Source organism: Flavobacteriales bacterium (genome assembly GCA_019694795.1).
Taxonomy (GTDB): domain Bacteria; phylum Bacteroidota; class Bacteroidia; order Flavobacteriales_D; family UBA2798; genus UBA2798.
The window spans coordinates 1-11,335 of the sequence record JAIBBF010000069.1 but is presented as its reverse complement, the minus strand read 5'-3'; the positions used below and the strand labels follow the sequence as shown (position 1 = coordinate 11,335).

The 11,335-nt window shown below is 40.6% G+C and carries 10 protein-coding genes; 4 read left to right on the top strand and 6 right to left on the bottom strand.

The features are described from left to right. Nucleotides 1-336, top strand: a 336-nt coding sequence (gene ssb, locus K1X56_13540; protein ID MBX7095739.1) for a single-stranded DNA-binding protein, incomplete at its 5' end; no start/stop codon positions are given. Nucleotides 337-512: 176 nt separating this feature from the next. On the opposite strand, the gene K1X56_13535 is transcribed toward ssb, so the two are convergent. The 6 genes from K1X56_13535 to K1X56_13510 form a co-directional block, all read right to left on the bottom strand. Then, on the bottom strand, nucleotides 513-1,487 hold the full coding sequence (locus K1X56_13535) for a cytochrome c (GenBank protein MBX7095738.1): 975 nt from the start codon (nucleotides 1,485-1,487) through the stop codon (nucleotides 513-515). Between the two features lie 128 nt (nucleotides 1,488-1,615). Next, a complete protein-coding gene (locus K1X56_13530; protein ID MBX7095737.1) occupies nucleotides 1,616-3,418 on the bottom strand; it encodes an ABC transporter ATP-binding protein/permease in 1,803 nt (600 codons plus the stop codon). After that, entirely contained in the window at nucleotides 3,415-4,173 is a 759-nt protein-coding gene (truA, locus tag K1X56_13525) for a tRNA pseudouridine(38-40) synthase TruA (GenBank protein ID MBX7095736.1), read from the bottom strand. Before truA ends, K1X56_13530 begins: the two co-directional genes overlap by 4 nt. A gap of 1 nt (nucleotide 4,174) precedes the next feature. Beyond that, nucleotides 4,175-6,163: an OmpA family protein gene (locus tag K1X56_13520; protein ID MBX7095735.1), complete on the bottom strand. Its 1,989-nt coding sequence runs from the start codon at nucleotides 6,161-6,163 to the stop codon at nucleotides 4,175-4,177. Further along, nucleotides 6,160-6,741, bottom strand: coding sequence for a 7-carboxy-7-deazaguanine synthase QueE (locus K1X56_13515; GenBank protein ID MBX7095734.1), 582 nt, complete (start codon nucleotides 6,739-6,741; stop codon nucleotides 6,160-6,162). Before K1X56_13515 ends, K1X56_13520 begins: the two co-directional genes overlap by 4 nt. 89 nt (nucleotides 6,742-6,830) lie before the next feature. Next, nucleotides 6,831-7,622: a K+ channel, inward rectifier gene (locus K1X56_13510; protein ID MBX7095733.1), complete on the bottom strand. Its 792-nt coding sequence runs from the start codon at nucleotides 7,620-7,622 to the stop codon at nucleotides 6,831-6,833. A gap of 166 nt (nucleotides 7,623-7,788) precedes the next feature. Between K1X56_13510 and K1X56_13505 the strand changes: the two genes are divergently transcribed. From K1X56_13505 to K1X56_13495, 3 genes are all read left to right on the top strand, one after another. Beyond that, complete coding sequence (locus tag K1X56_13505) at nucleotides 7,789-8,205, top strand: cupin domain-containing protein (protein MBX7095732.1); 417 nt, start codon at nucleotides 7,789-7,791, stop codon at nucleotides 8,203-8,205. A gap of 180 nt (nucleotides 8,206-8,385) precedes the next feature. Beyond that, nucleotides 8,386-8,658 carry an HU family DNA-binding protein gene (locus K1X56_13500; GenBank protein MBX7095731.1) on the top strand — a complete coding sequence of 91 codons (273 nt, stop codon included), beginning with the start codon at nucleotides 8,386-8,388 and terminating at the stop codon, nucleotides 8,656-8,658. Nucleotides 8,659-8,775: 117 nt separating this feature from the next. Beyond that, nucleotides 8,776-11,136: a T9SS type A sorting domain-containing protein gene (locus K1X56_13495; protein MBX7095730.1), complete on the top strand. Its 2,361-nt coding sequence runs from the start codon at nucleotides 8,776-8,778 to the stop codon at nucleotides 11,134-11,136. The last annotated feature ends 199 nt before the right edge of the window (nucleotides 11,137-11,335 follow it).

The window sequence follows — 11,335 nt, the reverse complement described above, 5'->3', positions numbered from 1 at the left end:
AGAAACAAAGTAAATTTAATTGGCCGCCTGGGAATGAACCCGGAGGTCCGTACGCTATCATCAGGTAAAGTAATGGCTCGATTTTCGATTGCCACCACCGATACGTACAAAAACGAAAAGGGTGAACGTATGACCGAAACACAATGGCATAACGTCATCGCCTGGGGTAGTCCAGCCCGGATTATCGAAAAATATGTAAAAAAAGGTCAAGAGATAGCCGTAGAGGGTAAGCTGACTTCCAGGAATTACGAGGATAAGAATGGCGTGAAACGCTCCGTTTCAGAGGTTGTGGTAAGCGACATTCTTCTTTTAGGGAATACCAAAGAGAAAAACTAATTCCCGCTATGACTGATCCACTCGGAAGAAATTCCGGGTGGATCTTTTTTACGATTAAAACGCTCTAAATTGTTTTAAGGCGATTCGGTGCAGATATCGACTACACCTCTCCTTACCTAATGTTATAAAAAAAGCCCCCTGGAATGCTTCAAGGAGGCTCTAAATAAAAACGAATTTTATTTAGAAAATTTTACAACCTCATTTTTTATGGGTTTCACGGTTTGGAGATAAGCAAAAATAGCACGGAGATCTTGTTCTTTCATATGGCCATACATTGTCCATGGCATTACCGTGTTAAACTCATTTTTGCCTATAGTATGCGGAACATAAGTGGAATCAGAATACATTTTAAAACGGGCTACAAACATATCTTCTGTCCATTTACCGATACCGGTTTCTTCATCGGGAGTGATGTTGGCAGAACGTACAATTCCGCCCGTAAACATTGGAAATTCAAATCCACCGGCAAGTTCCATTCCTGCTACCGGAGTCCCCTTTTCCTGACGGGTATGGCAATCGCCACAGGCAGCTGATGTAAAGAGGTATTTGCCATAAGCCAACTTATCTGTTTCTGCAGGACGAGTTGAAAATTCAGCTTTCTTAGGAATGGTGTTTATGATAAAATTCATTGGGAAATCAGGTTCTGAGGCCGGTATTTCACTTTCAATGGGGTCGAGGGTACGGATATAAGCAATGATTGAATAAAGGTCCTCTCTGTCCATCTTCCCATAAGCGGCGTGTGGCATTACAGGAAAAATAGCTTCTCCGGATTTGGTAACACCACTGCTAATTGCCCGAAGCAACTCTCCGTCTGTCCAATCACCAATTCCTTTCGGTGTAATATTTTTTGCAAAGAATTTTCCGGGAAATCCAAATTTCTGACTGAATTCTTCGCCACCTTTTCCGAGTGTTCCCGGAACTAATGGACCTGAAAATTTATTCCAGTCGCGGGTGGAGTGACAATCCATACAAACCGTAACACTATTCGCAAGGTATCTCCCCCGCTCGATTCGTTCGGGACTCGCCTCTACTTTAATATCTTCCGGCGGACCCACATTCGGCAGGGTAAACTTCACATAACAGATTAATCCGGTAATCAGCACTACCAATATAATAGCTATGTATTTAAGGACTTTTAAAAACTTCTTCATGGTTTGGATTTGGTCTGCAATAATAGAGAAATAAAGGACACTATAAATCCTTCATTGCATAAGCCTGATCAGATAAAAATGATAAATAAACCTTCTGCTGAAAATGAGCACAAAAAAGAAAAACAGATTTAAGAAAACTGCAATTCAAACAGATGCCGGTACTGACCATTCTGTTTCAGCAGTTCATCATGAGATCCCATTTCGATGATCTTACCATGATCCATCACCACAATTAAATTTGCTTTTTGGATGGTTGAAAGACGATGCGCTATGACAAATGACGTTCTTCCTTCCGTCAGTTTTTCAATTGCATGCTGAATTAATAATTCAGATTCGGTATCTACAGAAGAAGTCGCCTCATCTAAAACCAGAATACTCGGATTAGCAACATAAGCACGAATAAAGGAAATCAATTGGCGTTGTCCAACAGATAAAGTCCCTCCCCTTTCGCGCACATTGTAATCGTAATTTCCCGGCAACTTCATAATAAAATCATGCGCTCCAACCCGTTTTGCCGCTTCAATCACCTGCTCACGGCTGATGGAAGGATCTCTCAGTGTAATATTATTGTGAATGGTATCCGAAAACAAAAACACATCCTGCAATACCACAGAAATACATTTTCTTAAACTTTGTAATTCATACTCGCGAATATCTTTCCCGTCAATTTCAATCGATCCTTTTTGAAATTCATACAACCGGCTCAACAAATTTATTACGGAAGATTTCCCTGCACCTGTTGCTCCAACAAAAGCAACGGTTTTTCCGGAATCAACTTTTAAATCGATTCCTTTTAGAACATAATCTTCTTCATTATACGCAAACCAAACATCGCGAAATTCAACATCACCTTTCAGGTGAGAAGCATGGCTTGTTCCTGTATTTGAAATTTGTTCTTCACTATCCAGAATGGCAAAAACACGTTCCGATCCAACCACTCCCATTTGCAACGTATTAAATCGATCTGCCAACATGCGGATTGGACGATAAAGCATATTTACATAAAGAATATACTTCACCAAATCACCAAAGGTGAGTTTATGTTCCAATGACAAATCCGTACCAATCCAAACTAAAAAAGCAATGGAAAGTGCGCTCAAAATTTCAACAACAGGAAAGAAAATCGAATAAGCCATTACGGAATCAATATGTGCTTTCCGGTGCGATTTATTGATGGATTTAAATTTATCCATCTCTTCTTCTTCGCGATTGAAAATTTGAACAATACTCATACCCGTTACATGTTCCTGCACAAATGCATTTAAACGGGCTACCTGAGTACGCACACTCTGAAATGATTTCTTAATACTCTTCTGAAAAACACGGGTTGCAAGTAATAAAAGCGGAATCGGAATCAAGGTATAAAGCGCCAACTCCCAGTTTACCCAGAACATAATGACCAATACCACCACCAGTTTAACGATATCTCCCGCTACTGAAATTAATCCTTCGTAAAAAATATCAGCTATCGTCTCAATATCAGAAATCACCCGGGTGACCAAAGTACCAATTGCCGTATTATCGAAATACTTTAAACGAAAATGAAGTATGTGAGAAAACAACGAAGTCCGCATATCAATGGTTACCGACTGCGATACTTTGTTTGCCAATAGCATTTGATAATACTGAAAGAAGGCCTCCAGTAATAAAATGACAACGATAATGAGTGTAACAATGTTTAAGGCCGACATTTTACTTCGTCCCGTTGTAATGGCATCGAACAAATCAATTAAGCCGGGGAATGGATGTACGGCATCTTTTCCGGTGGTATAATCGATGATATAGCCCAATAATTCGGTGCGGACAATTCCAATAAAAGCCAATACGATGGTGAGTCCAATCGAAATATTAAACGCAGCACGATACGGTCGTACATAATTTAAAACCCTTTTCAGAATTTTCCAGTCAAAAGCTTTTCCTGTTGCGCTCATCGTAATTGGTCGCGAAGGTAAGGATAAGTTACATTGGTTAAAAACAATCCATCTGCCGGTACCGACTCCCCTGCTTCTGTGCGTTTTAATGAAGCGATAATGGCATTAAATTCATCCGGACTCATTCTCCCCTTCCCCACTTCTACCAGCGTTCCTACAATGGCTCTAACCATATTTCGTAAAAAACGATTAGCCTTAATGGTAAACATCAAACGCTCATCATCGCCTACCCATTCTGCTTTCATTACTGTACAAATTGAAGTGTTCGCATTGCCGCCAGATTTTTGAAAAGCAGCGAAATCGCGATGGTTTAACAAATGGGCAGCAGCAATGTTCATGGCATCCAGGTCTAAGGGCGACCAAAGATTCCAGCTTCTGTTATCTAAAAAAGGATTTTTTAAATAATGAATATGATATTCATACGTGCGCGAATTCGCATCGAAACGGGCATGCGCTTTCGGATTAACTTCCAGTAAACGATATACCCCAATGGAATGCGGTAAAATTCGGTTTAACTTGAAAATAAACATCTCCTCATCGCAGGGTAATTTCTCTATATCGAAATGGAGGAAAAACTGACGGGCATGCACTCCGGTATCTGTCCTGCCACAACCAATGGTTGGAATACGGTTACCTGAATTTAGTTTTGTTAATGCATTTTCAATTTCAAGCTGAACAGTATTCACTCTCGGTTGAATCTGCCAACCATGATAAGGTGTTCCATCATAAGCAATCTCCAAAAAATAGCGCGGCATCTTATTGTAGAATGATGTATTCGGTTCTACGATTCATTTGATGATCCGCTTCGGTTTTTGGATCCGCAATAATGGGTTTTGTATCTCCAAAACCTTTCGAGCTTAATCGTCCAGGTTCAATGCCTTTAGCAATGAGATAATCCACTACAGCTTTTGCGCGGTCTTCAGATAATTTTTGATTGTGCGCTTTATCGCCACGATTATCCGTATGTCCGTTTAACTGAATTTTTATTTTCGGATTATTCATCAAAAATGCATAGAGTTTATCCAGCTCAATTTTAGATTCCGGACGCAAGGTTGATTTATCCAAATCGAAAAACACATTATCCAAACGAACCACTTCCTGCATCTCCAGCGGTACCAGCGGTACATCCATCAGGAATGGATCCGACTCCCCTTTTCGCTCTGTGAGATTAAAGTTTTTCGAGTAGAAATTATATCCACGCTTATTTACATTTAAAGCATAATCGCGATTGGTAGCCAGTGCAACCATAAATTCACCATTGGCTTCATTGCTGTAACTGGTAACCACTACTTCACCGGTGCGCAAATCAATTAATTCAAATTTCGCTTCCAGAGGTTTTTTAGTTTTTGCATCGTATACAATGCCTTTGAAATAGGTGGTGAACTGAGGACGAACATTGGCTGGTAATTCGAAGGAATACAAATCAAGATCACCAAATCCTCCCGGACGATCCGATGCAAAAAATGCAACTTTACCGTCCGACGAAACCAACAATGAATTTTCCTCAGCATGGGTGTTGATCGGATAACCTAAATTTTCCGGTTTACCCCATGATCCATCCGGCTGTTTTCTGCTTACGAAAATATCCAGGTTACCCATTCCGGGGTGACCATCCGATGAGAAATACAAGGTTTGTCCATCAGGGTGAATTAATACACTGGCTTCATTGCCATCGGTGTTTACCACATCCGACAAACGTTGCGGACGATTCCATTCTCCGCTTTTATTTAAAGTGGCATACCAGATATCTCCGGTTCTTCTTCCATCTTTACTGCGTGTTCCCCGAATGAAATACAAGGTTTTTCCATCAGCAGAAAAAGAAGGTTGCGATTCCCAATTGGCGGAATTAATGGTCTCTCCTAAATTAACAGGAACGGTCCATTCATTTCCAATTCTCCGTGTTACAAATAAATCACAAGAACCAAATCCATCGCGGTAATCACCGTAACTATCAAAAATTTCGCAAGCGGTAAAGATCAGTGTTTGTCCATCAGAAGCTAATGAAGGAGCTCCCTCATTGTACAAAGTATTAATCCGGGAAGAAATACTTCGGGCAGTGGACCATTGTCCACCGCGTTTCTGACTCACAAAAAAATCTTCCTGCACTCCACCTTGCTGTGCGTTCGGATCAACAACCAAACGTGTAAACAATAACGTATTATCATCTGCCGTAATGGTCGGAAAATATTCAGGACGATCCGTATTTACGCCCGGACCTAAATTTACCGGTGTAAAGGGAACTGGATTAGCAATGAGTTTCATTGCAAATTCGGAATTAGAAACAATTTTTTGTCCCGCTCTTTTCATATCCTCCGGTACGCGGGGAAAACTTAAATATTTTTCGGCATGCACCTTTGCATCGGCATAATTTCCCTCATTGAATTCGAGTCGCGCTAAAAAGAAAAAGCTGTTGGGAAAAAAATTAGGATTGATTTCGATTGATTTTTTCAAATAGTCAATCGCCTCTTTCGATTTGCCCCAGTCCTGATACACCTGGGACATCAGCAAATAAGCTTCAATAAAATTAGGATCGCTCTTAATGGATTTTGTAAGGTTAGATTCTGCACCCTTTAAATCCGGCATTCCCGTGCGGGGATCAAACGTGTTATAGGCAGTTAATGCTGCTTCATAAGCTTTGATTGCTTTTTTATTGCTCGAGCTGTATTCACGCTGAGGCTGAGCAGTTGCGCAACTCATTAAAAATAAAAAAAGCGTAAAGCTTAAAATGTTTTTTATCGTGTTCATGGTATGTTCATGTATTTATGAGTTTGAAGAGAAATACGCCACCGTGGTGATCTCTTAACGTGATCGATGATGATTGGTAACATTTCTTCTTCTCTGCTCCATTCCGGTTGAAGGTATAATAGGCAATTTGAATTCACTTTTTCCGCATGCTCATCCGCCCATTGGAGGTCACTCGGGTGATAAACAATCACTTTTAATTCGTTGGCCTGTTTATAAATAGATTCAACAGGCAATTTAAATTTTTTAGGCGAGAAACAAACGGTATCCCATTTTCCGGTTAGTTCCCTGGTTCCTGAGGTTTCTATTGCAGTTTCTATGCCATTATTCCTGAGCAATGCCGTAAGTGGTTCCAGATTAAACAAAGCAGGTTCACCTCCGGTGATGACACATAATTTAGCTCCAAATTCCAACACTTCTTCCAGAATTTCATCCAGCGTCATTTTCGGATGCGGTTCAATATCCCAACTCTCTTTCACATCGCACCATACACAACCCACATCGCATCCACCCAGGCGAATAAAATAGGCTGCTCTTCCTGTATTGGATCCTTCACCCTGAATGGTGTAAAAATGTTCCATTACCGGCAAAAGATGACCCGATTTTAATTCGTCGCTAAGTAAAATTTCTGATGTCGACTTCACCTTACAAAGTTAGTAAAAAAACAGCCCTAGGCTTCAATTGGAGCAATGTCGCTAACCTTTCCTAAATCTATGCTCACCGAACCATCTTCCTCCACGTGGAAACAGGGTAAAAAGCGATGATTCCATTTGAATTCGTTCACCACATAACTGTATCGGGAGTGAATTTCCTGCGAAAAGGTTTCATCAAATCCTTTAATTAAAATCATCAGTTCAGCCATCGATTCCCGAATCTGCGTTTCATTCATGCCGTAAAACGGACTCTTATCATCCAGTTGATGAACAAGGGTCCAGCTAATCGGAAAAAAATGTATCGAATCAATTTCCAATGGTAAACCGTAATATTTCCTTATGAAATTTCCATCCTTATCTCTTTCGGCCAGGGTACATAAAACAGTGCACGACATCTCCATCAGCACCGTTGAACGGTGATTCGCCACCCGAAACATCAGCGCCATTCCCTCACGATGTGGTGTAATAATGGCGTTGTTGCTATAAATCAAACGCGATTTTGGTTTGCTGAATCGGCCGTATAATAATCCCGTTGCCAAGGCAAAACTTACTAAACCGAACATGGCTTCAAAGGAAGCGACGATTAATGTGGGGTGTCCGCTTGGAGAGAAACTTCCATAGCCAACCGATGAAAAGGTTTGAACGGAAAAATAAAATGCATTGAGAAAATCATCCAAAGCATCACCCGGTGGTACACCTTTGATGTTTTCAATACCTAATGCTACATAAAGACCTGCAAATAATCCATTGAGTACAATAAAATAGGTTAGCAAAATCAGATTAAACCTCCACCACGAAATCCGCACCAAAAATTGATAGGTATCGCGAATGGATGAAATTTCTCCAATGCGGCGGACATTGAACTTTCAATCCTTTCCGATCATTCGGCTAACATTACCATCGAATTTACTTCCTAATCCGGGATCGTTTACCGTATTCTTCATTTGCTTATTTTTGAGTGAATATACACTAGAAATGATTTCCACTAAACCTTACCTGTTAATTTTCCTGACCACTTTTTTATTCCTTGGTTCATTGCATGCGCAACAAGTGGTTCCTCATCAAAACATTCAGGCGCCGGCTGAGTATGAGAATATTTATGTGCACCAAATAGCTGCAGATAGTTTGAGCTCCAGCTTTATCATTTTTATTAAGCAGGAAGTGAAAATGCACAAACACGAATGGCATACCGAAAACGTGGTGATTTTAGAAGGCGAAGGAGTAATGACCCTCGGCTCAGATCGCTTTGTTCTTCACCCGGGTGATGTGATTTTCATTCCCAAAAACACCTGGCATTCGGTTCAGGTCAGCTCCGATATTCCCCTAAAAGTACTCTCCATTCAATCGCCCAATTTCGACGGATCCGATCGCGTTATTTATAAAAATCAATAAGCAAAGGGACCTAAACCTACCTAAAAGCCTCGAAAACACTAGCTTTCAGCGAAGGCTTTTCAACAATAACTGCATTTTTTCAACAGAAAGTAGCATTACTATAAACAGGGGCTTGGTGGCAAAAATGCAGCGACTATATTTGTTTGAAATCAATTGTTAAACTTTATAAAACCAAACAACATGAACAAAGCAGAAATCATCGATGCTATCGCAGCAGAGTCTGGTCTTTCAAAGGCTGATGCAAAACGTGCTCTCGACGGATTCGTTAGCGCTACTACTAAAGCTCTTAAAAAAGGTGACCGTGTTGCTCTTGTAGGCTTCGGTTCTTTCGCAATCTCTAAGCGTGCTGCACGTAAAGGTCGTAATCCAAAAACCGGAGAAGAAATTAAAATCGCGAAGAAAAACGTGGTAAAATTCAAAGCAGGTGCTGAACTTTCTGAGAAAGTAAACTAATCTGTTTTCAATCTATTTATAAAAAGCCCTCTGATATTCAGAGGGCTTTTTTATTTCTCCTGGTTTATATGGTTTCAGGGTTTTCTTTTTTGTATATTTAAAGACGATCTTTTTGCTATGAAAAAACTGTTACTCTTATTTAGTGCTCTTTTCCTCAGCCATACGATGTATGCGCAATGCGGACCCGGACAATCAGAGGTTCTGATTCATATTACTCCGGATAACTATCCCAACGAAATTAGCTGGAAACTTACCGACCAATCGAATGTGGTCATTGCCCAGGGAACCTACATTGGCGACACCTTGTGTATTCCAACTTCACAATGTGTCACTTTTACCATGTACGACAGCTTCGGCGACGGTATTTGTTGTGGATATGGTAATGGTTCTTATTCGGTAACATTAGATGGAATTTTAGTTGCATCCGGTGGACAATATGCAACACAAGATGCTACTTCATTTAACTGCGCACCAGGTACAACGTGTGGCGATGCCATTGTAGTGGATACGCTTTCTTATACTGCACCGGGTAATGACTATTGGTATTCATTTACACCTCCCGTTTCAGGAATGTATTTGATTTCGACCTGCGTGCCTACCAATACATGCGACACTAAAATTTGGGTGTACGATCATTGCAATAACCTGGTATGGAACAATACCAATCAGGGTACTATTTATTACGACGACAATGCAGGTAACTGCGGCATCAATGCGCAATTAGCACAAGTTTCTGCAGCATTAGATCCTTCGCAAACCTATTACATCCGTATCGGTTCGAATAATGCATTGTGCGGCGGACCGATCGATTTCTTTATCGATTACGTGGGTCCGATAACAGGATGTACTGATCCTACAGCTTGTAATTACAATCCACTTGCAACAGTATCGGATGGATCTTGTTTATATTGGCCTGATGTAAACTGTCCTGCCGGTCCCGACTTATCCGTAGTACAATCTGAACTTGAAAGTTCCATGTATTGGGATCAGGTTATTGCCACCAATTGCTGGGTGCAGGAAAGTTGTTTAAGAGGCTACGGCACGCGTGATATCATTCGTTTTACAACCCACATTAAAAACGAAGGGGCAATGGATTATTTTATTGGTAATCCAACCAATCAACCCAACCAATTTACCAACACCAATTGTCACGGTCACTGGCACTATGAAGGATACGCAGAGTATGTGCTCTATAAAACTACGGGACAAACAGTTCCTATTGGATTTAAAAACGGTTTTTGCGTTCTCGATCTCGAATGTTCAGGTGGAGGAACTGCACAATACGGATGCGGTAACATGGGTATCTCACACGGTTGCGGAGATATTTACAGCGCAGGATTAGATTGTCAGTGGATTGATATTACCGATGTAACACCGGGTGATTATATTCTTGCTGTAAAAGTAAACTGGGACCAATCTCCCGATGCTTTGGGTCGTGTTGAAACAGATTTCACCAATAACTGGGCTCAGGTTTGTATTAACATTTACATCGATGCATTCGGACACAAAAATTTCACCATCGATACACAATGTGATCCTTATACAGATTGTGCCGGTGTTCCTTATGGAAATACACAAATTGACTGTAACGGCGTTTGTGGCGGATCTGCCTTAATGGGAGATTTAAATGTGGACAACCAACAAACAACTAACGACTCTCAATTGTACGTAGATGGTATTTTAAACAACACACTTACAGCCCAAACCTGTAACGACTTAAATGCTGATGGTCACCTCTCCGTTTTCGATGCAGCTTTAATGACCAATTGCGATAATCATGCAACCAACTACAACGGATTATGTTTCTTCCCGCATGGCGTTTTAAATACCAATCAGAATGTTTATTTAATGATTGACAATGTAGATTATACCAATGGTTATGTCGATATCTCCATCTTAAATCCGGATTCGAAATTAAAAGCTTTCGAATTCGATATGAGTGGTCTTACTATTTTGGATGTACTTCCATTGTACAACACCACCGATTTCCCACACAATCCACAATTCATCGTTGGCGGAAATAAAATTATCGGTCACTCCACCATCGACTCCACCATTCCGAAAAACGTTACTCCGGTTCCCTTTGTAAGAGTTTATTACCAAACCTTAACCGGTGATCCGATTTGTATTGCAAACATTGTGGACATGGTGAATTCCTCCTATGAAAAAGTTCCTGCAACTGCAATAGGAAATTGTGTTGTGGGTGTAGAAGAACAATCGTTTGATGCCAACAATTACATGCTGGTATGGCCAAATCCTGCCAACGGATTAATTAACATCGAGCTCAAAGCTTCCGATCATACCAACGGCACTATTTCCATCACCAACACATTGGGAGAAGTGGTCATGACTATTCCAGCCTCTTCAGGAAACAATCGTTATAAAGTGGATGTAAGCGGACAACCTAACGGGGTGTACTTTATCAATTACACTTCAGAGGGAAGTACTTTAATTAAAAAGATTGTAATCAGTAAATAATTTTATTTAACCCATGCCCCGGTGATTATACTTCATCGGGGCTTTTTTTTAGGTGTATGGCAAAAATTATTGGACTCGGCGGTGTGTTTTTTAAATCGAAAAACCCGGAAGAATTAAGAAAATGGTACAGCGAAAAACTCGGTTTACATTCAGAATCCTGGGGTGCTATGTTTCCTTTTTCCGAAAAAGAAATGGGATA

Bases quoted from the DNA above. Each gene is read 5' to 3' on its own strand.
- K1X56_13535 (MBX7095738.1), bottom strand. From the start codon at position 1,487: ATGAAGAAGTTTTTAAAAGTCCTTAAATACATAGCTATTATATTGGTA.
- truA (MBX7095736.1), bottom strand. From the start codon at position 4,173: ATGCCGCGCTATTTTTTGGAGATTGCTTATGATGGAACACCTTATCAT.
- K1X56_13505 (MBX7095732.1), top strand. From the start codon at position 7,789: ATGATTTCCACTAAACCTTACCTGTTAATTTTCCTGACCACTTTTTTA.
- K1X56_13520 (MBX7095735.1), bottom strand. From the start codon at position 6,163: ATGAACACGATAAAAAACATTTTAAGCTTTACGCTTTTTTTATTTTTA.
- K1X56_13515 (MBX7095734.1), bottom strand. From the start codon at position 6,741: ATGGAACATTTTTACACCATTCAGGGTGAAGGATCCAATACAGGAAGA.
- K1X56_13500 (MBX7095731.1), top strand. From the start codon at position 8,386: ATGAACAAAGCAGAAATCATCGATGCTATCGCAGCAGAGTCTGGTCTT.
- K1X56_13530 (MBX7095737.1), bottom strand. From the start codon at position 3,418: ATGAGCGCAACAGGAAAAGCTTTTGACTGGAAAATTCTGAAAAGGGTT.
- K1X56_13495 (MBX7095730.1), top strand. From the start codon at position 8,776: ATGAAAAAACTGTTACTCTTATTTAGTGCTCTTTTCCTCAGCCATACG.